This window comes from uncultured Gordonia sp. (assembly GCF_937858515.1).
GTDB lineage: Bacteria > Actinomycetota > Actinomycetes > Mycobacteriales > Mycobacteriaceae > Gordonia.
The window spans coordinates 16,857-38,521 of record NZ_CALLZT010000204.1 but is presented as its reverse complement, the minus strand read 5'-3'; the positions used below and the strand labels follow the sequence as shown (position 1 = coordinate 38,521).

Sequence of the window (21,665 nt, the reverse complement as noted above, 5' to 3'; positions counted from 1 at the left end):
ACGCGCACGAACATCACCGTGCGGGTCTTGACTGTGCGCAGTGCGGCTGCCCCCAATTCACGAGGCCACGCTGGTGGCAGCGGAGGCGCCGCGTCCGGCCCACCGCCGCGCCGCTGCCGTTCGTCCGGCGCCTACACACCGGCCCGGTGTATCCGTCGCAGCAGCCTCCCGAGCCCCGCCGCAAGTCGGTCTGACCACCCTGCCGGTTTTCAGTGCGATCGTTTGAAACCGGCAGGGGGTAAGTTCACTCCTGAGCTATCGACTCGCTGATGTTGAGTCTGGCTGCCCGCATCGCCGGCACCAGGGCGCCGAGCAGACACAGCGCCATCGCGATCGTCACGAACAGCAGCGTCGACGGCTGCGGTGAGTACTCGACACCGACGGAGGTGGTGGCCGACAGGATCTTGTCGGCCAGCCAGTGCAGCACGCCGCCGAACAGCAGTCCCGCTACCGAGCCGACGATCGCGACGGCCGCCGCCTCGGCCAGCACCATCCGGGAGATGAACCTGCGGGAGGCGCCCATGGCCCGCAACACCCCGAGTTCGCGGCGCCGCTCGATCACCGACAGCAGCAGCGTGTTGAGCAGCGCGATCGCCGCCGCGCCCGACACGATCCACTGGATCGCCACGGTGAACGCCCCCGACTGCTCGACGATCTGTTTCGACGACTCGATCGCCTGGGTGCCGCTGTGCACGTCGACGGGCTCACCGGACGCCGACGGATTCTGTTCGGCGATCCGCTCGAGTTCGGTCCGCACCTGTTCGGCGTCGGCGCCGGGCTTGAGAGTCACCTGGAGGTAGGTGGCGCCGTCTCGGTCGAACCACTTGCGTAGTAGATCCAGTGACATCGCGGCCGTTCCCGAGTCCAGCGACACGTAGTCGACGGTCGCGAGCACCGTCGTCTCGCGGTAGCCGGTCGGGGTGGCCAACCGTACGCGGTCGCCGGTGCCGACATCGAGCGTGCGGGCCAGCACCTTCGAGAACACCATCCCCTTCCCGGCCAGCATGTCGCGGCGGGCGTCGGCCGGCGCCTTCTTCATGAACGGGGCAAGCGAGCCGGCTGTCAGACCCTGCACGATGATCCGGGCCTCGCCGACGTTGACCGTGGCCCACTGGCCGTCGGTCACCTCGTCCACGCCCGGCACCTTCCGGATCTGCTTGGCGATCACGGGCGAGAGCAGCGGGTCGGTGGGCAGTTGCCCGAGCGGCTGCGATGCCACGTAGAAGTCCGGGTCGGCGAGCCCGTCGAGTGAGTCGGACATCGACGAGACCATGTTGGCCAGCGCCCCGGAGGTGCCCATCCCCACGGCGATCGCCACCGCGACGGTCATCAGGGTCGCCCACGCCCGGCGCGGCGCGCGTTCGGTGTTGACGGCGGCGAGCTGCCCGGGGCCGGAGAACAGGCGCGCACACCGCACCACCAGCCACACCAGCGGCCCGGTGAGCGCAAAGCACAGCAGCAGCACCCCCACCGCGTACACCGCGCCCGCGATGATCGCCGGGCGTCCCGGAACCTGCAATGCCACCGCGAACGATCCGGCGATGACGCCGATCCCGGTGACCCCCGCAACCTGCCGCAGAATACTGCGCGGCGCCGCCGATTCGGCGACCTCGCCCTGCGACATCGCCTCGACGGGCGAGACCGCGAACACCGACCGCGCGGCCAGCATCGTCGCCGCCACGCACGCCACCACGCACGCCAGGACCGCGATGACCGGCGCACTCACCGGCAGGTGGTACTGCGTCACCATGCCGCCGTGAGACTCGCCGGAGCCGGCCGACACGGCCGCACGGCCGCCCAGGATGCCGAGCGGTACCCCGATGAGTCCGCCGACCAGGCCGTACACCGCGGACTCGCCGAGCAGGTCGATCACCAGATGCCCGCGTTTGGCGCCGAGCGCCCGCAGCATCGCCATCGACTGGCGCCGCGAGGCGACGGCCATGTTCATCGTGTTGAACACCAGGAACGCGGCGATCACCAGCGAGATCAGCGACACCAGCAGCGTCGCGTCGCGGGTCACCGACGTGGCCGTCTCCATCTGTTTGGCCCGGAATGCGGGGTCTACGACGACGGCGCGGCCGTCGACGATCCGGTTGATCTCGCTGCGCAGCTGTGCGGTGGGGACACCGTCGCGCGGAACGATGAGGATCGAATCGAGCCTGCCCACCTTGGCCGTGAGCCGTTGCGCCAGATTCAGATAGGCGAACACGAAGCCGCCGCCGTTGAGCGCGTCACCGCCGGCGACGTCGAGCACGGTGACGGGTATCCCGTTGATGGTGGTCTTCTGGTCCTTGACCAGTCCGGTGCCCGGGCCGGCGATCACCCCGGAGGCCAACTGCTCCGTGCTGAAGCGGCTCTGCGTTTCTTCTTTCTGGTTTTCGTTCTGGTCCATGGCTTTTCGAAGGTCACCCGACAGCGATGACACCCGAAAATCCGAACCGAGCAGCGGCACAGTCTTATCCGGCTTCTCCAGATCGGTTTCGGTTGTCCCCGAACCGATTCTGGCGGTACCTCGAATCATCGGCACGACGGCCTTGGCCCCGGGCACCTCACCGCGGATCTGTCCGGCGATCGCGGCGTCGAGACCGGCGTCGCCGATCGCGGTGACCTCCAGCTTCGCCGCCCCGCTGATCGCCGAATTGAATTGCCGCACAGACTCGGTCATCGAGCCATAGGTGCCGAGCACCGCGATCAGCAGCGCCGAGGACACCACGACCACCGACAGCGAGGTCAGCACCCGCAGCCGGTGGGTGCGCAGTTCACGCAGGTTGATCAGGCGGATCCGGGTCAGACCCGCGAGCAGAGACGAGATCATGGGTCAGGCGACCCGGCCGTCGCGCACGGTGATGGTGGTGTCGGCGAACGCCGCCGCTCCCGAATCGTGGGTGACCATCACCACCAGCCGGCCCGCCGCCCTGTCGGGGTCGTGCGCCACCTCGCCGAGCAGTTCGAGCACCGACTGCCCGGTCTTGGAGTCGAGGTTGCCGGTCGGTTCGTCGGCCAGCAGGATCGCCGGGTCCATGATGAGCGAACGCGCGATCGCCACCCGCTGCATCTGTCCACCCGACAGTTCGCTCGGCCGGTGATCGATCCGCGCGCCCAGGCCGACCCGTTCGAGCAGTTCGACGGCCCGCGGCTTCGCCTTGCGCAACGACTGACTGTCGAGCAGCCGGGGCAGGGCCACGTTCTCCCACGCCGACATCGTCGGCACCAGATTGAAGAACTGGAAGATGAACCCGACACGCGTCCGCCGGAACGCCGACGCCGCCGCGTCATCGAGCGACCCGAGATCCACTCCATCGACCGTGATGGTCCCGGACGTAGGGGTGTCGAGCGCACCGAGCACATGCAGCAGCGTCGACTTCCCGGCCCCCGACGGCCCAACAACCGACGCGAACTGCCCACCGTCCAGCGTCAGGTCGAGTCCGTCGAGCGCCCGCACCGTCTGATCACCCATCCGGTACTCACGCACCAGATTCCGCGCCTGAACCAGCGGAACGCCGGACCTTGCCGCGTCGGGCCCGGTTTGTGCCGATTCACTCATGCTGCGGATCGTAACCCAGCGCCCTTAGGCACACCTTAGGCGCGTGTGCCGCGCCGGCCACGGAAACAGCGATCCCGCCAAGGAGCCTCATGTACCACGGTGGCACCAATCTAGCCGTACCGGCAGTTCCACTATCCCGGTTGAGGCTCCCCGGAGGGTGGCCAGGTCGTTCACGACGACGCGGGGGCGTCGATCGGCGTACGTCGATCTCGGGCCGCTCGCTTTCGGGCGATCAAGTGTGGCCGACGCGTCGATGGCTGCCGCCAGAATCCGTTCCGAGGCCGCGATGGCGTCATCGGCATCAGAACCGGCGAGATCCAATGCCGCGACCAACGCGGCGGCGCAGTGGGGGTCGGCGGGATTTCGGGGTATTGCGGACAGATCCTCCACCTCCCACAGAACCACATCGGGCAGCAGGTGATCCGGTTGGATCTGCAGGCGGTACTCGTCCACTACACGGGCAAGGTCGTCGTGCCCGATGTAGGCGACGAGGGGTCGTCGAGGGGCGACACCCCGTACTGCGCGGTCACCGGACAGTACAAGCCGAACGTCTACCTGCATGCGGAGAACGACGCCGAGTCCACCGGCCAGCCGAACCGGTGTCCCCCGCCCGGTCATCCACGATGTCAGGGTGCGTCGAGGGACCGGGCGGTCGGCGAGACTGCGTACCCTGCGGCGAAGTCTCGCAGGGACAACCTCTTTCGATGAGGAGCCGGACATCAATCGCAGCACCATCCAGGCCGACGCCATGCAGCGGTTCCAAGGCACTCGGCGTCAGTTACGGCGGGCCGCGCAGCGACACAGATCATGCTTGACCGACTACCCCGGGAAGACCTGTGCTCCGATGACACACGGAACTTCCACTGGCAAACGTCAGGGGCGGGGCATCGACCAGCGGCCGGTGGCGAAGAACTCATCGAGGACGTTGTGGGGGCCAGTCAGGTCCAGGCCCTGGGCGGCGACCCAGGCGTCGTCGAAGTAGGTGTGGGTGTAGCGGTCGCCCGGGTCGCACAGGAGGGTGACGACGCTGCCGGGGCGGCGCTCGGCGACCATCTCGGCGACCAGTTTCAGCGCGCCCCACATGTTGGTGCCCGTCGACCCGCCGACCAGCCTGCCGAGGCGGTCTGACACCAGGCGGGCCGTCGCCACGGACGCGGCGTCGGGCACCCGGATCATCCGGTCGATGACCTGCGAGACGAACGACGGCTCGACGCGTGGCCGGCCGATGCCCTCGATGCGCGATCCGGCGTCGGAGATGAGCGTGCCGTCGCCGGCTTCGTAGGCCGGGGTGAACACCGAGTTCTCCGGGTCCACCACGCACAGCCAGGTGGGGTGCCGACGGTAGCGCAGGTAGCGGCCGAGCGTGGCCGACGTGCCGCCGGTTCCGGCGCCGACGACGATCCACGTCGGCACCGGATGCTGTTCGCATTCGAGTTGCGCGAAGATCGACTCGGCGATGTTGTTGTTGCCGCGCCAGTCGGTGGCCCGTTCGGCCATCGTGAACTGGTCGATGAAGTGGCCGCCCAGCTCGTCGGCGAGCCGGTGCGCCGCGTCGTACACCTGGCCCGGTTTGTCGACGAAGTGGCAGCGGCCGCCCTGGCGTTCGATGAGGGCGGTCTTGGTCGGCGAGGTGCCCTTGGTCATCACCGCCACGAATGGCACCCCGATCAGCTTGGCGAAATACGCCTCACTTACAGCAGTGGACCCGGACGACGCCTCGATAACGGTCGTGTTCTCGGTGACCCAACCGTTGCAGATCGCGTACAGGAACAGCGACCGCGCGAGCCGGTGCTTGAGAGATCCCGTCGGATGGGTGCTCTCGTCCTTCAGGTACAGCTCGACCCCGGTCTCAGTGCCGTCGGTGGCCGTCCAGCGCGACCACGTCGGCAACTCCACCCGCAGCAGGTGGGTGTCGGCGCTGCGCCGGGCATCGGCCTCGATGAGCCGGACGGCGTTGCGCTGCCAGGTGGTGTCGCCGCGATGGTCGATGTCGAGGGCCGACGCGGCCCACTCCGGCGTCACTGTTGGCTCACTTGCCCCGCAACCGGGCCTGGAGGTCGTCGTGCTTGCGTTGACGTTCGGCGTCGACCGCGGCGATGTTGTCGTTGACGTCGGTCCGCAGGCCCTTGAACAGGAACATGCCCAGCGGCAGGGCGATGAGGACACCGAAGGCCAGCGCCGCGATGAACGGGACGGTCACACTGAACAGCCTGGGGATGAGCAGGATGAGCAGGGTGAACACTGCGACGAGCGCGAGCCTGGCCACCGCGTACAGGACAACCGCACGGATCAGCGCACCCGTGGACGCTCCCGCCGGTTCCCCGCCCGTCAATTCACTGCCCCCGTTTTGCTGCTGACTGTCGTTTGGCACGGCGTTCAGGGTACGCCAGTCCATTTTGCCGTTTCTTTACCATTAGCTGACTGTTCGAGTACCCGGGCGATTTGCGTGTATTCATGAAGCGCACAGTTCATTTGTCCGGGACCGGCCGATTCAACGGCGAGGTCACGGCGGGCGGACTGCCACCCCAGCCGCTTCGGTTCCGCGCCACCGGTGCGGACCGATCACCCAGTCGGGAGGACCCCCGTGACCACACTCGAAACCGCGCCCAGCGACTTCATCACCCCCGGCGTCGCGGCGCAGCACACCTTGACCCCCGGTCAGGTAGCCGCAATGTTCAACGTCAACCCCAAGACCGTCGCCCGCTGGGCCAGCTCCGGGGTTCTCAGCTCCATCCGCACCCCCGGCGGCCACCGCCGCTTCCGCGAGGCCGACGTCGTCGCCCTCCTCAACCGGCGAAACTGAACACACTCAAGTAGAGCCGACCCCTTCGCGGTTGAGGTGTGAGGAGCGCAAGCGACGAGCAGTAAGCCCCGGGTACTCAACCGACGGGTGGTCCGTTCTCGAAATAGGCACTCAGTCGTGCTTGCGGCGGTCCAGATCGCGCAGGAAGTCCGGGTCGTCGTCAGGGCCGACGGGGTTACGCCCGGAACCCTGGTGACCGTCCGGGCCGGCTGATCCGGCGGCCGGACCGAAGGCACGCCACAGCAGGTACGCGATGGCGATGATGCCGATGAACGCGAAAATGTACGTCACTGCCGACCTCCCTGTTCCTTAACAAGGGTACGCGCGATTCGGACACCGCCACGCTGTCGGTCGCTCACAAGCCCGCGTAGCTGTGCAGACCTGAAACCACCAGGTTGATGATGAACAGGTTGAACAGCAGGGCGACAAATCCGGCAACGTTGATCCAGGCCGCGGCGGTGTGCTTCCAGCCCGCGGTGGCCCGGGCGTGCAGGTAGGCGGCGTAGATCACCCACGCGATGAACGACACCGTCTCCTTGGGGTCCCAGCCCCAGAACCGGCCCCACGCCGATTCTGCCCACACGGCGCCGAGGATGACGCCGAGACCGAACAGTGGGAAGCCGAAGACGACGGACTTGTAGGCGAGCCGGTCGAGGGTTTCGGCGTTCGGGATGGCGTCGACAATGCGTCGCAGGGCTGCGGTCTTGCCGGTGCCGGGCTGCTCGGATGAGGCACCCCAGCGCACTTTCACCAGGTACAGGATGCTGGCGACACCGGCGACGAGCAGCACGCCGGAGGCGATCGAGATCACCGACACGTGGATGGCGAGCCAGTACGACTTGAGCGCGGGCACGACGGGCGCGGCCTGGGTGTAGAGCCATTTGCCGGCGATGAACATGAGCAGCGCCACCGGCAGCAACACGAACGACAGCAGCGGCCGATGTTCGCGTTTACGCAGCACGACCAGACCCGCGATGACGCAGGCCACGCAGGTGAGCGAGATGAACTCGTACATGTTGCCCCAGGGGGCACGGTCGGTGGCGATACCGCGGGTCACGATGGACGCGAGGTGCGCCAGGACGCCGACGATGACCACCGGGTAGGCCATCGAGGCGAGTTTCTCGCCGAACGGCCGCGCCGGCACGGTCTCGAGTTTGCCGGGTGTGCGCAGGTCGGCGGGAGCACCCGAGGCCGATGCCCCGACGAGTTCGCGTGCCTCGGCTGATTGGATGCGCCGGATCCGGGCGCTGCCCAGCGCCCAGAGGAACAGGAACATCGCCAGCACGTACACCGTGATGGCGGTGCCGAACAGTAGGTCGGAGTATCGGGCGAGCGTCTCGTCGACGTGCGCGACGACCTCGTTGTTGTCCATCTGCTCTCCTTGTGGAACCGTGACCGGGGTCGGTGGAACCGTGACCGGGTCGGTGGAACCGCGACCGGGTCGCGTTACAGTCCGCGGACGCGGCGGCCGGCGTCGTTGCCGACGAGTGCCGCGGCCTGGTCGCTGAATCCTTCACCCCAGCCGGCCTGGTCGGTACGGGCCAGTCCGGCGATCTCTACTACAGTACGTCGTTTCCCGGGGTTGTCGACGCCGGGCACATCCTCGACCACGTCCATCTCCACCAGCCTGGCCCACAACCGCCTGCGCCGCACCAGCAGCGAGACGAGCAGACCCACCAGCATCGAGACGGCGAACACGAGTACCCACTTCTGCGTGGGGTCGTGCGAGACCTGCACCGACACCCAGCGTTTGTAACCGTCGAAGGTGACGACGGTGCCGTCGGCGAGGGTGTGCGACTGCCCCTGTTCCAGGTTGACGCGGGCCTCGCGCTTGAGCCGGCCCTGATGCATCAGATCGGAATCGAGCTGGTAGACGTTCTGCGGTCTGCCGGTGTCCAGGCCGGTATCGCCCTTGTAGACGTCAATGGCGACGGCCGGCTTCTTCGGGACCGGCGACGCCGATTGCAGCAGCTTGCCGCCACTGCCGGTGAACTCGGCGGTCGGCGCGAAGATGCCCTGCAGCGCGATCTGGTTGTTGCGGCGTTCGTCCTCGTCCGGGTACATGCCGGCGGGGGTGTCGAAGCGTGCCGCACCCGAGGACAGCATCGTCGCCATCTCCTCGGGGATGAACAGCACCGTCTGGGTGCGTTTCTGCCCGTTCGGGAAGGTGACCGTGAATGTGGGCGCGTAGCCGTTGCCGAGCACGTACACACGGTCACCGGCCAGCCGCAGCGGCTCGTTGACCTTGATCGACGTGTGCTTCCAGTCCGTCGGCACGCCGGCACCGACGCTGTCGGTGTAGGACACCTCGGCGTTGTACATCGACGGCTGCCCGTTGGGCAGGAAGGTGGCCGAGAAGTCGTCGACCTTGAAGCAGAACGGCGACAGATCGGTGCCGTCGACGAGGCTTCCGGCCCGGAACGAGTCGTACACCGCGGTCGAGGTGTTGCACAGCCCCTGCTCGCCGTCGGCGACGAGACTGCGGGTGCCCTCGTAGCCATACACCTTGCCCAGTGCGATCGCGACGAGGATGCCGAGCAGCGCGACGTGGAACACGAGGTTGCCGAATTCGCGCAGGTAGCCCTTCTCCGCCGACACCTCGACGACCCTCGTGCCGTCGGGGAGCGTGCGTTCGGCGGCGACCCGCCGCCAACCGCCGAGCCGCCCGGTGATGCGTTCGGCGATCTCATCGGGCGCACCGTCGACGGTGAACGTCTCATGCCGCGGCAGCCGGCCGAGGTTGCGCGGTGCGGCGACAGGCTTGGCGCGCAGGCTCTTGGCGTGCTCGATCATCCGCGGGGTGAGGCAGCCCACCAGCGAGACGAACAGCAGCACGTAGATCGCGGTGAACCACACCGAGCTGAACACGTCGAACAGCTGCAGCCGGTCCATCCATTCGCCGACCGTCCCGCGGCTGTCGATGTATTGGAGCGTCTTCTGTTCGTTCAGCTCGCGCTGCGGCAGCAACGCGCCGGGGATCGCGGCCAGAGCCAGCAGAAACAGCAGCACCAGCGCGGTTCGCATCGACGTCAGTGACCGCCACAGATTACGCAGCGGCCAGAGGATCCTACGCAGGAACCAATGCGGCGCGGCCGGTTTCCCCGCGGGACGAGCGGGCGGGGTGACTGTGGACGTGCTCATATCGGCAACTCCGTATTGGAGACGAACGCGTCGCGCACCCACACGATGAAGTGATCCCACACCCCCGTGACCAGCGCGACACCGACGGCCAGCAGCATGATGCCGCCGAAGACCTGAATGGCCCGGGCGTGACTGCGCAGCCAGCCGAGACTGCGCAGCGCCCACGCCGACGAGAAGGCCAGCACCACGAACGGGATGCCCAGCCCGGCACAGTAGGCGACGATGAGCAGCACGCCTTTGGCGGCGGTGGCGCCCTGGGTACCGCTGGCGGTGGCGATCACCGCGGCCAGCGTCGGGCCCAGGCACGGCGTCCAGCCGAGGGCGAACACCGCGCCGAGCAGCGGTGCGCCGACGAGATTGGGCAGCCGTCGCGGTGCGAACCGTACCTCGTGCTGCATCATCGGGATCAGGCCGATGAACACCAGCCCCATCACGATGGTGACTACGCCGCCGATCCGTTGCAGCAGATCATGATTGAGTACGAATGTGCTGGTCACGCCCAATACGGTGGCGGTGGCCGCCACGAACACGACGGTGAATCCGGCGACGAACAGCCCGGCCGCGATCGCCACCCGGGTACGGCCCTGTTTGGCCGCTTCGCCGACTTTCACCGCAGGCGCCTCGGCCCCGACCAGCCCGGCCAGATACGACAGATAGCCCGGCACCAGCGGCACCACGCACGGCGAGGCGAACGACACCAGCCCGGCCAGCACGCAGGCGCCGAGCGCCAGCAGCAGCGGACCGCTCGACACGACGTCGGCGAAGGTGTCGCCGACGGCCGCCTGCGGTGCGAATTCGATCATGGGGTGCCCGCGGGTTCTTCGGCCGCGACCCGTTCGATCGCCGGGATCAGTTCGTCGGTGGTGAGCGCCTTGAGGAACACGACTGCGGGCCGGTGCTTGCGGTCGAGGATGATCGTGGTGGGCAGTACCGCCGTCGGTACCTTCCAGGCGGCCAGCGTCGCGCCCGCGAAGTCATAGATCGACGGGTAGGCCACCTCGCGGTCGGCAATGAAGTCCCGCGCCGACTGCCGGTCGTCGCGCAGATTGATCCCGAGAAACGCAACACCCTTGTCTTTCGTTGCGGCATAAGACTTTTCGAGCGCATCGGCCTCGCCGCGGCAGGGGCCGCACCACTGACCCCACACGTTGACCACCACCACCTTGCCCGCGAACCGGGCATCGGACAGTGACAACGTGGCGTCGGTCATCACGTCGGAACCGGACATCCCGGACACCGGCCTACGGTCGGCGGCCGGGTAGGTGATGACCGTCTTGCCGCCCGGGGAGACGAACTGGAAGGTATTGCCCTGTGCGACAGCGTCGTCGCCGGTGCCGCATCCGGCTACCGCACCGACGGCCAGCAGCAGCGCCGCCACCAGCGCGGCGACCCTGCCGGTCCGGCGAGACTGAACGTGCATGAAACTCTCTCAGGCTCCCGTCACCGTCGGATCCGAGGCCCCGGCGGGCTCGGAGTAGACGATGTCGACGAGCGCGTCGTCGTCGTAGATCAGGCTGGTCAGCGAGGCCAGCGAACACTGCCGGCGGCGCGGATCGTGCCACAGCCTGCTGCCTTCGAGGAACCTGCGCAGCGTGTACACGGGCAGCTGATGGCTCACGCACACCACCTCGTGGCCGCGGGCGGCATCGCGAGCGGTGCTGGCCGCGGCCAGCATCCGGTGCGCGAGCTGGATGTAGGGTTCGCCCCACGACGGGGTGAACGGGTCGCGCAGCTTGGGCCAGTGCCGGGGTTTGGACAGTGCCCCGCCGGTCACCGACACCTTGAGACCCTCGAAGACGTTGTCGGCCTCGATGAGTTCGTCATTGGTGGTGATCGTCAGACCGTGCGCCGCTGCAATCGGTGCAGCGGTCTCCTGCGCCCGCTGCAACGGTGAGGCGAACACGGCGGCGATGTCGTGGTCGGCGAGCGCGGCCGCGACCGTACGGGCCTGGGTGCGGCCGGTGTCGGACAGCCGGAAACCGGGCAGCCTGCCGTACAGGACACCGTCGGGGTTGTACACCTCGCCGTGACGCATCATGTGGACAACGGTGTGCATGCTCTAGTTCCCCCTGGGGTCGGTGGCCGCGGCGGCTGCGGCGGCGGCCGCCGGCAGTGCGGCGGCGATGGTGGCGAACGCGTCGTCGTCGAGGGCCGCGGACACGAACCACGCCTCGAACGCGCTCGGCGGCGGATAGACTCCCGCGTCGAGCAGCGCGTGGAAGAACGGGGCGAACCGGAACGTCTCGGTGGCCTTGACGGTCTCGTAGTCGGTCACCGGCTCGCTCGACCCGGTGAAGAAGACGCTGAGCAGGTTACCCGCCTTCTGGACCCTGTGCGCGACGCCCGCCACCGTCAGCGACTCGGCCAGCAGCACAGCGAGCCGGTCGGCGTTGGCGTCGAGGGCCTGATACACCGAGGCGTCGGCGTTGCGCAGCGTCGCCAGACCCGAAGCGACGGCCACCGGGTTCCCCGACAGCGTGCCCGCCTGATATACCGGCCCCGACGGCGCCAAATGACCCATGATCTCGCGGCGGCCACCGAACGCCGCCGCGGGCAGGCCACCGCTCATCACCTTGCCGAACGTGTACAGGTCGCCGGCGACGCCTTCGAGGCCGTACCAGCCGGCCGGGCTGACCCGGAATCCGGTCATCACCTCGTCCATGATCAGCAGTGCGCCGTGGCGCCGGGTGAGTTCGCGCAGGCCGGCATTGAAGCCGTCGAGAGGTGCCACCGCGCCCATGTTGCCGGCGGCTGCCTCGGTGATGACCGCGGCGATCTGACCATCGTACTCGTCGAACGCGGCTGCGACGGCGGCCAGGTCGTTGTACGGGAGCACCACCGTGTCGTGAGCGGACGCGCCGGTCACGCCGGGTGAGGTGGGCAGTCCGAGGGTGGCGACCCCCGATCCGGCATCGGCGAGCAGGGCATCGACGTGGCCGTGGTAGCAGCCGGAGAACTTGATGACCTTGCCGCGGCCGGTGAAGCCGCGCGCCAGCCGGATCGCCGACATGGTGGCCTCGGTGCCCGAGTTGACCAGCCGCACCTGCTCGACGGGGTCGACACGGGCGATGAGTTCCTCGGCAAGCTCGATCTCGGCCTCGGTCGGCGCCCCGAACGACAATCCGGTGCTCGCCGCCCGCTGCACGGCCTCCACGACCGCCGGATGCGCGTGCCCCAGGATCATCGGCCCCCACGAGGACACCAGGTCGACGTAGCTGTTGCCGTCGGCGTCGTGCAGGGTGCAGCCCGAGGCACTCGTGATGAAACGCGGGGTGCCGCCGACCGCCGAGAACGCGCGCACCGGTGAGTTCACCCCACCGGGAATGGCCCGGGCCGCACGGTCGAAAAGAGCTGCGGAAGCGGCGGCTGAAGAGGCTGCGGGGCGGGTCACGCTGACCAGTGTTCCAAACCCATGGCCTCCCGTGCCAATCCCGACCGCTTGACTACTCTCCTGCCGAGATCTTGGACTCCTGGTCGGGGCAGTAGATGGCGATGCCGGCGCCGACGATGGTGCCCTTCTGAGTCGGGTCGTCGCCCATGCTGAGGTTGAGCGCGACGTCGAGGAACGTCTTTCCGCCCCGGATGTCGGTGCAGGCCTGCTTGGCGGTGGCGATGTACTTGGCGTCGTTACCGGCGACATTGATGCCCGACGATTCGAGCGTCTTGATGAAGATGCTGTCCATCTGGTCGGCGGGCAGGTTGAGCGTCGTCGACGAGGCTGTCGGCGGGGGGCTGGTGGTCGGCTCGGTCGTCGTGGTCGTCTCGTCGGTGGTGCTGGTGGTCGTGGTGGTGCTGGTAGTGGTACCCGCGGTCGTGGTGGTGTTGTCGTCGCCGCCGGACTTGGCGACCATCACCACGATCGCGATGATGATGACCAGGACCGCCGCGGCGGCGATACCGGCCAGGATCTTCACCAGGTTGTTGGAGTTGCCACCCTGCGGCGGTCGGCCCTGCGGCCCCGACTGGGCCGCGCCGAAGGCCCCGTACGGGGTCTGCTGCGGACCACTCTGCTGGTGCGGACCGCCCTGCTGGGGTGATCCGAAGGCCCCGAGCGGCATCGTGCCGGACGGGACGGCGTTGTTGGGTGCGGAGTTGACTTGCCCCGGATATCCGGGATTGGCCTGTGCCGGGTTGGAGGGCACCGGGTTGGAAGGACCGGACGGCCACGACCCGGGCTGCGGGGCCGGCGTGGGCGTCGGGGTGGGGAACGGTGCCGGTACGGGGGTGAATCCGGGTCGTGGACCACCCTGCGCACCGCCCTGGGCAGCCTGCAGCGCCCGGTTCAGCGCGACGGCGAAGGTACGGCAGTCGGCATAGCGGCGTGCCGGATCCTTGGCCAGCGCGGTGTCGAACACCGAGTCGAGTGCGGCGAGATCCGGCCGCACCGAACTGATGCGGGGTACGGGCGCGGTGGCGTGCGCCATCATCATCGCCGGCGCGGTATCGCCCGAGAACGGGGTGGTGCCGGTGATCAGCTGGTAGGTGGTGCAGGCCAGTGCGTACTGATCCGAACGCGGCCCGGCCGGCTTGCCGGCGACCACCTCGGGAGCCAGGTACGCCATCGTCCCGACGACCATGTTGGCCGCGGTCATCGCGGTGGCGTCGGTGACCAGCTTGGCGATGCCGAAGTCGAGGACCACCACGTCGTCGAGCTGCCGGGTGTCCGGGTCGCGGGTGACGACGATGTTGGCCGGCTTGATGTCGCGGTGGATGACGTTCTTGCGGTGCGCGTAGTCGAGGGCGTCGGCGACCTTACCGGCCACTGTCCCGATCTCGGGGAGGGTGAGCCGCTCGGTGGCCAGATCGCGACCGTCGATGTACGACATCGTGAACCACGGCGAACCGTCGACGATGCCGTAACCGTGGACGGTGATGATGTTGGGGTGATTGAGGGCGGCGGCGGTCTTGGCCTCCGCGGTGAAGCGCCGCTCGAATTCGGGGTCGCCGCTGACGGAGATCACCTTCATCGCCTCGCGGCGGCCCAGGTGCGGGTGTTCGACCACGTACACCTGCCCCATGCCACCCTGGCCGAGCTTGGACAGGACGGTGTACCCGGCGAACTCTGAACCCGGTTGCAGCGCCATCTATCTCCCCTGATCTTCCCTGTCCGGCACTGCCGTGCCGGATCACCCTATTGCATTGAAAGTTCTTGTGGCCGAATATTTTTCATGTACTACGGCCGGACAACGCTGTGCCGGAACATTGTTGATCTCCCGGCGCCCGACTCAACCTCCCGCGGAAATCTTGGACTGCTGGTCGGGACAGAAGACACCGATCGCGGCCCCGACGACCGAGCCGCTCTGCACCGGACCGAGACCGAGCGGCGAGTTCAGCGCGATATCGATGAATGACTTTCCGCCGCGGATATCGGTACAGGCCTGTCTGCCCACCTTGATGTACTTGTCCTTGTCGGGCACGTCCACGTTGAGTTGCTCAAGTGTTTGCAGGAAGACCTCGTTCTCCTTCTCCGTGGAGAGCCCGCTACCGCCGGATCCCGAGTCGGTCGGCGGCTCCGGACTTGAAGATTCCGGGCTGGACGTTTCTGGGCTCGACGTTTCTGGGCTCGACGTTTCTGGGCTGGACGTTTCTGGGCTGGACGTTTCTGGGCTGGACGTTTCTGGGCCCGAAGTCCGGGTCGGTGTCCGGGTGTCGTCGCCGGCGACGGGTGTACCGTCGGTGGAGCAGGCCCCGAGTACCAGCGCGGCACCGAAGACCGCCGACAGCAGGCCGAGGCGGATGCTACTTGGGGTCATGGGCTGTGCCTTCCTTCGATTGCGACCGCCGGGCTGCTTGCGGGTAGTAGCAGACGATACCCGCTGAACACGGCTCGTCGGCTGGTCAACCGACAGGCTGATCACCGGAGTCAGCCGGTCGCCATCTTGATCTGCTGGTCGGGACAATAGGCGGCGATCGCCGAACTGGCGACCTTCGCCTTGCCGTCGGCGGCGAGTCCCACGTCGACGGCCGACGTGGCGTCGGTGTACGAGGTACCCGACTTCAACGCCGCGCACAGCTTGGCCGCCGCGGCCACGAAGCGCGGTTTGTCGGTGACCGTCACGCCCGCGATGTCGAGCATCTCGAAGAAGGTGGAGTCCTCGGCAGTGGAACCCGCGGTCGACTCACCCGCAGCGGAACCCGCGGTCGACTCCCCCGCAGCGGAACCCGCGGTCGACTCACCCGCAGCCGAACCGGCGGTCGGTTCACCTGACGCGGAACCGGCGGCAGACTCACCCGCCGCGGCGACCGTTGATGTCGACGCCGTAACGTCCCCGGCGCTGTCGCCGTCGTCGCCGCACGCGCCCGCCGCGAGTATCGTGGCCACGGCCACAAGCGGCAAGATCGCCTTCCGGACTGTCGGACGCATAGTCGGGCTCCTAACACGCATGTCACCGATGGGTGCTTGCTGGTGGCCCCCTGCCACGGCGGTCACACCATAACCCGGCGACCCCCGGAAACCGAACCGAACAGTATGGCGAACTTTCAGTTTAATGCAGCGAGGACCTGTTCGGCGATGGCCCGCTGCCCGGCCGCGTTGGGGTGCAGACCGCCGACGAGACTCGCCGCCGCCGACCGATTGTCCTGCGGTTCGATCCAGCGCACTCGCTCAGGTTTGCAGGCATCGTGTCCGGCCGAAACCCGCGACATGTCGACAAAGGTGACGCCGGTACGTTTCGCGGCCCGCTCCACCACCGCGTTGAGGCTGGTCTGTATTTCGCGCAGCAGCGGCACATCCTCCACCGCGATCGGAATGTCCGGGAAGCAGCCCTTCTCCGGCGGCATGATCCACGGGTACCCGACGATGAGAACCCTTGCGCGCGGGGCATGTTCACGGATCGACCGCAGGGCGTCGACGAGCGCGGGATAGGTACGTTTCTCGATCGGGTCGAGCAACTCGGCGCCGGGACCGTCGGTGCACGGCGATCCCTTCGGGACGAGCCGGCCGACATCGCCGCACACGCTGATCGATCGCCCGAACGTCCCGTTGTCGTTGCCGCCGAGCATCATCGTGACCAGTTCGGTCCGGTCCGATAGTGCGTCCAGTTGCGGTGGCACACCGTCGTACTGGGCGGTCGTCATGTTGTCGGTGGTGGCCCCGGCGCAACTGACGTCGGTCAGTGCCCGGCCGGTCCGCTCCGCCACGATTCGGGCGAAGTTGTGTTGCGACCGAAAACACAGAAACGGCGAACCCTCTTGCAGCGGAAGCACACCGGTACCCGAGGCATAGCTGTCGCCCAGATTGACATACACCTGCCCGGCCGCCTGATCCGGCGGCCGGGGAGGTTCGGGATCGCTGCCGCACGCCGCGATGAGCAGCACCGCGGACAGCACGACGATCAGCCGGCGCAGAAAGGTCACTTCAGCAGCGCACGGCTCATGACTACTCGCTGGATCTGGTTGGTGCCCTCGTAGATCTGGGTGATCTTGGCGTCGCGCATCATGCGTTCGAGGGGGAAGTCGCGGGTGTAGCCGGCGCCACCGAGGAGCTGAACCGCGTCGACGGTGACCTCCATCGCGACGTCGGAGGCGAAGCACTTGGACGCCGACGAGATGAAGCTGAGGTTCTTCTCGCCGCGTTCGGCGCGGGCGGCCGACGTGTACACCATCAGGCGGGCGGCTTCGATCTTCATCGCCATGTCGGCGATCATGAATTCGATGCCCTGGAAGCTGCTGATGGACTTGCCGAACTGCTTGCGGTCCTTGACGTATTCGATGGCCTTGTCGAGTGCGCCCTGCGCGATGCCGACGGCCTGCGCGCCGATGGTGGGGCGGGTGTGGTCGAGGGTCTGCAGTGCGGTCTTGAAGCCGGTGCCCTCGTCGCCGATGATGCGGTCGGCGGGGATGGTGCAGTTCTCGAAGTAGAGTTCGGCGGTCGGCGAGCCCTTGATGCCGAGCTTCTTCTCCAGCGGTCCGACGGTGAAGCCGGGATCGTCCTTGTGGACCATGAACGCGGAGATGCCGTTGGCGCCCTTCTCGGGGTCGGTGACAGCCATGACGGTGTACCAGGTGGATTCGCCGCCGTTGGTGATCCAGCACTTGCTGCCGTTGATCACCCAGTCGTTGCCGTCGAGGCGGGCGCGGGTCTTCATCGACGCGGCATCGGAGCCTGCTTCACGTTCGGAAAGCGCGTAGGAGGCCATCGCCTCACCCGCGGCGATGGCCGGTAGGACCTGCCGCTTGAGGTCGTCGGAGCCGTTGAGGATCAGGCCCATCGTGCCGAGCTTGTTGACGGCCGGGATCAGCGACGACGACGCGCACACGCGGGAGACTTCTTCGATGACGATGCAGGTGGCGACCGAGTCGGCGCCCTGACCGTCGTATTCCTCGGGGACGTGGACGGCGTTGAAGCCGTTGGCGACGAGGGAGGTGAGCGCCTCACGCGGGAAGCGTGCGTTCTCGTCGACGTCGGCGGCGTGGGGTTCGATGTCCTTCTCGGCGAGCGCGCGGATGGCCTCGCGGAGGGCGACGTGCTCCTCGGGTAGCTGGAACAGGTCGAAGTCGGGATTTCCGGTACCCATGATCACTCCTCGTCGGGGCTGCGATTCGTCGAGACCCGATGACACTGGGTGCCATCACGTCAACTTTTCTAGTTGAACACGGCACCGAGTGCCATGTCAACGCGAAAGGGCCTGCTCACATTGTGCGCGCCGAACCGGTTCAGCGCTGCCTCAACCGGTCGGCGACCTGCCGAGCCACTTCATCGGGCGACATTCCCGCCGGATAGGTCACGACGGTGACCTCCCGGTCTCCTTGATCGCCGGCCACCCCCGACCCATCGGTGGCACGCGGTGCCAGCGCGTCACGCAGCAGCGCCAGTTCGGTATGGAGCCTGGCGGCCGTCGCCGACTCATCGCCCCGCAGCATCGTGCGCAGCACATAGTTGTGCAAGCCGGTCACCGCCGCCGCGAACGCGACGAGCCGCTCGGGATGCTCTCCCGGAAGCCGCGCCCGCAGGTGATCCTCGAACGCCCGCTGATACCGGTAGGTGGCGATCAGCTCGCGATCACGCAGCGCCGGCACCTCGGCGACCACCCGGTAGCGCGCGACCGCCAGATCCGGCGCCGACCGGAAATGTGCGAACACCGATTCCGCTGCCGCACAAATAGATTCATAGGGATCACCGACGCCGTCGGCGAGCTGCGCGGCCACCGAGTCCAGCAGCGCCTCGTGGTCGGCGAAGATCACATCCTCTTTCGACCGGAACTGCCGGAACAGCGTCCGCCGCGACACCCCCGCCGCCTCCGCGATCTGATCGACGGTCGTCGACTCGTACCCCTGCGCGGCGAACAACCGGATCGACTCGGCCACCACACGCATCCGCAGGTCCACAGGTTCGGTCGAAGACATGCGCACCAGTATCCACCGTCCAACAACAACCCCCACGAGTGAACACCTCACCGGAGTAATTGCCTTACAATTACTCCGGTGAGGATCGAATTGAATCCCTACTCGTTACAGCACTCCATCACTCCAGAGGAGATCCGCATGGTCGTGGAGGCGCCGTCGGTGCGGTACCGCGTCGATAGTCCGACGCGCCCTGACGCCGATCTCGTTCGCTCGATCGGACGAGCAGAGAACGAGCCGTGGATCGAAGTAGTGGCCGAAGAGTTCGAAGGAGGCACAGTGCAACACGTCTTCCACGCCATGCTCATGCGTCCGGCCGTGGCATCCGAGGCATATCTCGCGTCGGGTGGCGCGTTCAATGAGCACCAGAACATACCGCAACGAGCATTTGTCGGACCGCAATTCACCCACGAGACCGCACCGTCCGAACCCGCACGAAAGGAGAACGAACATGAGTGACCGTCCACACCGCAGCATGGACGACTACGCACTGCTGGCAGAGGAAGCCGAGCACGGAGAGCTCCGGCCCGCACCTGGCACCGCGGAAGTATCGAGCGACTACGCCATGCGCCGGGGCCGTCCACGGGACGGCGTTCCCCGTGAAGCATCAGTGAGTTACACGGTCCGCGTTCCGTCCGGCATGGGAGAGGCCCTCGCCCGCTACGCGACCGAACATCACCTGACCACCAGCGAAGTCGTCCGAGCTGCACTCGGTGTCTACCTCGCGGAACAGCCTCGGTAGGTTCAACCAACCTGCCCGCCTCTGGTACCGTCCCCGCCACCGACATCAACAGCCCTCGTGCGGCGGCCTGCCAGACCGGCTCGGCGGCGAGACGTGTCCCCCAGGTTCGCGAGTTCGTTCCGGTGACTGTATACGCGCCGTATCTACCGTCGCACTGTCAGCTCCTACCGCTAGTGTCATCGTCATCATGACTTCAGATGACAACGCGGCACGCCTTGCCGCTGAGGCGCGTGCACGCGTCCTCATCGACCGCCAACTCGGCGACGCGGGTTGGTCGGTGCAGGGCAAGAAGTCGATGAACCTGTTCGCTGCCCAGGGTGTCGCGGTTCGGGAGGTGACGCTCAAACCGGGTCACGGCCGCGCCGACTACCTGCTGTACGTCGATCAGGCTGTGGTGGGCGTCATCGAAGCAAAGCCCGAAGGTACGCCGCTGTCCGGTGTCGAATGGCAGTCAAGCACCTATGCCGATGGGTTACCGGCCGATGTGCGGCTTGCCGCGCTCACCACCGACGGCAGGTTGCCGTTCGTATTCGAGGCATCGGGTACCGAAACACATTTCACGAACGGTTACGACCCTGAGCCACGAGCGCGCCGGCTGTTCAATTTCCCGAAACCGGCGACGCTGTCGGCGATTCTCGAAGTTCGTGGTGAGGACCATCCGACATGGCGCGGCAAGATACGTCACCTGCCACCACTGGACGAGAAACCCCTACGCCCTGCACAGATCAGAGCTGTGAAGGGCGTCGAGGCCAGTCTGCGCGAGCAACAGTTCGACCGGAGCCTGATCCAGATGGCCACCGGTGCGGGCAAGACTTACACGGCGGTGATGCTGTCGTATCGGCTCCTCAAACACGGCGGATTCGGCAGGATTCTGTTTCTCGTCGACCGTAACAACCTGGCGAAGCAGACGATGGCCGAGTTCGAGCTGTACCAGACACCGGACGATGGGCGTAAGTTCACCGAGTTGTACAACGTCAACCGAATCCGACGCGGACCGATGCCCGACGCCACATCGGTCGCGATCTCCACCATTCAGAGGGTGTTCAAGGCGCTGCGCAACGACGACGTCGCCGACGCGGATGATCCCGAACTCGATGGCCGGAAATGCGCGAATACCGATTCTGCTGCCGCACAAACTGATTCATAGGGATCCCCGACACTGTCGGCGAGCTGCGCGGCCACCGAGTCCAGCAAAGCCTCGTGATCGGCGAAGATCACATCCTCTTTCGACCGGAACTGCCGGAACAGCGTCCGCCGCGACACCCCCGCCGCCTCCGCGATCTGATCAACAGTCGTCGACTCGTACCCCTGCGCGGCGAACAACCGGATCGACTCGGCCACCACCCGCAGCCGCAGGTCCACAGGTTCGCTCGAAGACATGCGCATCAGTATCCACCGTCACTAGCACCGACCCTCCAACCGCAGCCTCGCCATAGCGGGCCTGATCGTGTCCACACCTCGACACTCAACGGCTGACAGTCACTGCTTACATGGCGCTACATGCGACAGGCGACACAGCGGGCGCCCCCGCCAGTGAACCGCCGCGTCAGTCAAAACGTATGGGTGCGTCTGTCCCGGTCCTGACGTTCAGCGTGCCACTCCATGACTGCAACCAGCCGCGGTTGCACCCGCCCGGTACACCCGTGGCCTGCACACCGATGCTGACCTTTCCAGGGGTCACCTTTCCATCCGTCAGCTTCCGCGCGAAGTACCAGGGCGTGGTTTCACCCGGACCGAGTCGCACTCCTCGCAATCGTCGCCCGTCGACCACCGGCGTCGCGATCATGTCCGAGCAGTGATCGGCATTCGCGGTGAACCGCAGGCGCAATAACCCTGTCGTGGTGAAGACGACCACGGTCGGGGTGGTCACACAGACCTGTGGCGCGGTCGGCTGGTTGACGCAGGACGCCACACCGATCGTGTTGCGGTAGACCGTGGCCGACGCGGGGGCGACGACCCCGGCGACGGCCGCCACCGAGGCGACTGCGGCAACCGCCGTCGCGGCCAGACGTCGGGTGTTCACGATAGACATCCTGGGGCAGCCGGAATTGCCGGAATTGAACGCCTCGATCGTACACCTGCAACCGGATCAC

The 21,665-nt window shown here is 67.1% G+C and carries 23 protein-coding genes and 1 pseudogene; 4 read left to right on the top strand and 20 right to left on the bottom strand.

From position 1 onward, the window contains the following. Nucleotides 1–244: 244 nt before the first annotated feature. From Q0627_RS19625 to Q0627_RS19605, 5 genes are all read right to left on the bottom strand, one after another. Nucleotides 245–2,815, bottom strand: coding sequence for an FtsX-like permease family protein (locus tag Q0627_RS19625; protein WP_298812064.1), 2,571 nt, complete (start codon nucleotides 2,813–2,815; stop codon nucleotides 245–247). 3 nt (nucleotides 2,816–2,818) lie between these two features. Beyond that, nucleotides 2,819–3,544, bottom strand: coding sequence for an ABC transporter ATP-binding protein (locus Q0627_RS19620; protein ID WP_298812063.1), 726 nt, complete (start codon nucleotides 3,542–3,544; stop codon nucleotides 2,819–2,821). Between the two features lie 87 nt (nucleotides 3,545–3,631). Continuing rightward, nucleotides 3,632–4,105, bottom strand: a complete 474-nt coding sequence (locus Q0627_RS19615) for a hypothetical protein (protein WP_298812061.1) — start codon at nucleotides 4,103–4,105, stop codon at nucleotides 3,632–3,634. A 312-nt stretch (nucleotides 4,106–4,417) separates the two neighbouring features. Next, nucleotides 4,418–5,566, bottom strand: coding sequence for a PLP-dependent cysteine synthase family protein (locus Q0627_RS19610; protein WP_298812057.1), 1,149 nt, complete (start codon nucleotides 5,564–5,566; stop codon nucleotides 4,418–4,420). Nucleotides 5,567–5,573: 7 nt separating this feature from the next. Further along, the gene (locus Q0627_RS19605; RefSeq protein ID WP_298812054.1) at nucleotides 5,574–5,915 is read right to left on the bottom strand and encodes a DUF4229 domain-containing protein; all 342 of its coding nucleotides are present in this window, start codon (nucleotides 5,913–5,915) and stop codon (nucleotides 5,574–5,576) included. Nucleotides 5,916–6,128: 213 nt separating this feature from the next. Here Q0627_RS19605 and Q0627_RS19600 point away from each other — a divergent pair, with 213 nt between their 5' ends. Beyond that, entirely contained in the window at nucleotides 6,129–6,347 is a 219-nt protein-coding gene (locus tag Q0627_RS19600) for a BldC family transcriptional regulator (protein ID WP_298812052.1), read from the top strand. 111 nt (nucleotides 6,348–6,458) lie between these two features. On the opposite strand, the gene Q0627_RS19595 is transcribed toward Q0627_RS19600, so the two are convergent. The 13 genes from Q0627_RS19595 to Q0627_RS19535 form a co-directional block, all read right to left on the bottom strand. Further along, complete coding sequence (locus tag Q0627_RS19595; RefSeq protein ID WP_298812050.1) at nucleotides 6,459–6,638, bottom strand: hypothetical protein; 180 nt, start codon at nucleotides 6,636–6,638, stop codon at nucleotides 6,459–6,461. Nucleotides 6,639–6,702: 64 nt separating this feature from the next. Then, on the bottom strand, nucleotides 6,703–7,719 hold the full coding sequence (gene ccsB, locus Q0627_RS19590; RefSeq protein WP_291012810.1) for a c-type cytochrome biogenesis protein CcsB: 1,017 nt from the start codon (nucleotides 7,717–7,719) through the stop codon (nucleotides 6,703–6,705). Between the two features lie 74 nt (nucleotides 7,720–7,793). Next, nucleotides 7,794–9,488: a cytochrome c biogenesis protein ResB gene (locus Q0627_RS19585; RefSeq protein ID WP_298812048.1), complete on the bottom strand. Its 1,695-nt coding sequence runs from the start codon at nucleotides 9,486–9,488 to the stop codon at nucleotides 7,794–7,796. Beyond that, nucleotides 9,485–10,291: a cytochrome c biogenesis CcdA family protein gene (locus tag Q0627_RS19580; RefSeq protein ID WP_298812046.1), complete on the bottom strand. Its 807-nt coding sequence runs from the start codon at nucleotides 10,289–10,291 to the stop codon at nucleotides 9,485–9,487. The genes Q0627_RS19585 and Q0627_RS19580 overlap by 4 nt, the downstream gene beginning before the upstream one ends. Continuing rightward, nucleotides 10,288–10,908 carry a TlpA disulfide reductase family protein gene (locus tag Q0627_RS19575; protein WP_298812042.1) on the bottom strand — a complete coding sequence of 207 codons (621 nt, stop codon included), beginning with the start codon at nucleotides 10,906–10,908 and terminating at the stop codon, nucleotides 10,288–10,290. Before Q0627_RS19575 ends, Q0627_RS19580 begins: the two co-directional genes overlap by 4 nt. A 9-nt stretch (nucleotides 10,909–10,917) precedes the next feature. Further along, on the bottom strand, nucleotides 10,918–11,544 hold the full coding sequence (locus Q0627_RS19570; protein ID WP_291012799.1) for a histidine phosphatase family protein: 627 nt from the start codon (nucleotides 11,542–11,544) through the stop codon (nucleotides 10,918–10,920). A gap of 3 nt (nucleotides 11,545–11,547) precedes the next feature. Further along, the gene (gene hemL / locus Q0627_RS19565) at nucleotides 11,548–12,879 is read right to left on the bottom strand and encodes a glutamate-1-semialdehyde 2,1-aminomutase (protein ID WP_298812037.1); all 1,332 of its coding nucleotides are present in this window, start codon (nucleotides 12,877–12,879) and stop codon (nucleotides 11,548–11,550) included. Between the two features lie 52 nt (nucleotides 12,880–12,931). Continuing rightward, on the bottom strand, nucleotides 12,932–14,572 hold the full coding sequence (locus tag Q0627_RS19560) for a protein kinase domain-containing protein (protein ID WP_298812036.1): 1,641 nt from the start codon (nucleotides 14,570–14,572) through the stop codon (nucleotides 12,932–12,934). 141 nt (nucleotides 14,573–14,713) lie between these two features. Next, nucleotides 14,714–15,241, bottom strand: coding sequence for a DUF732 domain-containing protein (locus Q0627_RS19555; protein ID WP_298812035.1), 528 nt, complete (start codon nucleotides 15,239–15,241; stop codon nucleotides 14,714–14,716). A 110-nt stretch (nucleotides 15,242–15,351) separates the two neighbouring features. Continuing rightward, on the bottom strand, nucleotides 15,352–15,852 hold the full coding sequence (locus Q0627_RS19550; protein WP_298812034.1) for a DUF732 domain-containing protein: 501 nt from the start codon (nucleotides 15,850–15,852) through the stop codon (nucleotides 15,352–15,354). A 116-nt stretch (nucleotides 15,853–15,968) separates the two neighbouring features. Next, the gene (locus Q0627_RS19545) at nucleotides 15,969–16,844 is read right to left on the bottom strand and encodes an SGNH/GDSL hydrolase family protein (protein ID WP_298812033.1); all 876 of its coding nucleotides are present in this window, start codon (nucleotides 16,842–16,844) and stop codon (nucleotides 15,969–15,971) included. Continuing rightward, nucleotides 16,841–18,004: an acyl-CoA dehydrogenase gene (locus tag Q0627_RS19540; RefSeq protein ID WP_291015360.1), complete on the bottom strand. Its 1,164-nt coding sequence runs from the start codon at nucleotides 18,002–18,004 to the stop codon at nucleotides 16,841–16,843. The genes Q0627_RS19545 and Q0627_RS19540 overlap by 4 nt, the downstream gene beginning before the upstream one ends. Nucleotides 18,005–18,143: 139 nt before the next feature. Further along, nucleotides 18,144–18,833 (bottom strand): helix-turn-helix domain-containing protein, encoded by a 690-nt coding sequence (locus tag Q0627_RS19535; protein WP_291015362.1) that lies wholly within the window; start codon nucleotides 18,831–18,833, stop codon nucleotides 18,144–18,146. 78 nt (nucleotides 18,834–18,911) lie between these two features. Between Q0627_RS19535 and Q0627_RS19530 the strand changes: the two genes are divergently transcribed. The 3 genes from Q0627_RS19530 (at nucleotide 18,912) to Q0627_RS19520 (ending at nucleotide 20,719) form a co-directional block, all read left to right on the top strand. Beyond that, complete coding sequence (locus Q0627_RS19530) at nucleotides 18,912–19,289, top strand: hypothetical protein (protein ID WP_298812031.1); 378 nt, start codon at nucleotides 18,912–18,914, stop codon at nucleotides 19,287–19,289. Then, nucleotides 19,282–19,572, top strand: coding sequence for a hypothetical protein (locus Q0627_RS19525; protein ID WP_291015365.1), 291 nt, complete (start codon nucleotides 19,282–19,284; stop codon nucleotides 19,570–19,572). Before Q0627_RS19530 ends, Q0627_RS19525 begins: the two co-directional genes overlap by 8 nt. A gap of 187 nt (nucleotides 19,573–19,759) precedes the next feature. Next, entirely contained in the window at nucleotides 19,760–20,719 is a 960-nt protein-coding gene (locus tag Q0627_RS19520; RefSeq protein WP_367180777.1) for a DEAD/DEAH box helicase family protein, read from the top strand. Here the strand turns inward: Q0627_RS19520 and Q0627_RS19515 are convergent. After that, nucleotides 20,674–20,952, bottom strand: a pseudogene (locus Q0627_RS19515) (TetR/AcrR family transcriptional regulator); the annotation flags it as partial. The gene Q0627_RS19520 and the pseudogene Q0627_RS19515 overlap by 46 nt on opposite strands. Before the next feature lie 166 nt (nucleotides 20,953–21,118). After that, the gene (locus Q0627_RS19510) at nucleotides 21,119–21,547 is read right to left on the bottom strand and encodes a hypothetical protein (RefSeq protein WP_291020726.1); all 429 of its coding nucleotides are present in this window, start codon (nucleotides 21,545–21,547) and stop codon (nucleotides 21,119–21,121) included. Between the last annotated feature and the right edge of the window lie 118 nt (nucleotides 21,548–21,665).

Bases quoted from the DNA above. Each gene is read 5' to 3' on its own strand.
- Q0627_RS19625 (WP_298812064.1), bottom strand. From the start codon at position 2,815: ATGATCTCGTCTCTGCTCGCGGGTCTGACCCGGATCCGCCTGATCAAC.
- Q0627_RS19620 (WP_298812063.1), bottom strand. From the start codon at position 3,544: ATGAGTGAATCGGCACAAACCGGGCCCGACGCGGCAAGGTCCGGCGTT.
- Q0627_RS19615 (WP_298812061.1), bottom strand. From the start codon at position 4,105: ATGCAGGTAGACGTTCGGCTTGTACTGTCCGGTGACCGCGCAGTACGG.
- ccsB (WP_291012810.1), bottom strand. From the start codon at position 7,719: ATGGACAACAACGAGGTCGTCGCGCACGTCGACGAGACGCTCGCCCGA.
- Q0627_RS19585 (WP_298812048.1), bottom strand. From the start codon at position 9,488: ATGAGCACGTCCACAGTCACCCCGCCCGCTCGTCCCGCGGGGAAACCG.
- Q0627_RS19580 (WP_298812046.1), bottom strand. From the start codon at position 10,291: ATGATCGAATTCGCACCGCAGGCGGCCGTCGGCGACACCTTCGCCGAC.
- Q0627_RS19575 (WP_298812042.1), bottom strand. From the start codon at position 10,908: ATGCACGTTCAGTCTCGCCGGACCGGCAGGGTCGCCGCGCTGGTGGCG.
- Q0627_RS19570 (WP_291012799.1), bottom strand. From the start codon at position 11,544: ATGCACACCGTTGTCCACATGATGCGTCACGGCGAGGTGTACAACCCC.
- Q0627_RS19560 (WP_298812036.1), bottom strand. From the start codon at position 14,572: ATGGCGCTGCAACCGGGTTCAGAGTTCGCCGGGTACACCGTCCTGTCC.
- Q0627_RS19555 (WP_298812035.1), bottom strand. From the start codon at position 15,241: ATGACCCCAAGTAGCATCCGCCTCGGCCTGCTGTCGGCGGTCTTCGGT.
- Q0627_RS19550 (WP_298812034.1), bottom strand. From the start codon at position 15,852: ATGCGTCCGACAGTCCGGAAGGCGATCTTGCCGCTTGTGGCCGTGGCC.
- Q0627_RS19540 (WP_291015360.1), bottom strand. From the start codon at position 18,004: ATGGGTACCGGAAATCCCGACTTCGACCTGTTCCAGCTACCCGAGGAG.
- Q0627_RS19535 (WP_291015362.1), bottom strand. From the start codon at position 18,833: ATGTCTTCGACCGAACCTGTGGACCTGCGGATGCGTGTGGTGGCCGAG.
- Q0627_RS19525 (WP_291015365.1), top strand. From the start codon at position 19,282: ATGAGTGACCGTCCACACCGCAGCATGGACGACTACGCACTGCTGGCA.
- Q0627_RS19520 (WP_367180777.1), top strand. From the start codon at position 19,760: ATGACTTCAGATGACAACGCGGCACGCCTTGCCGCTGAGGCGCGTGCA.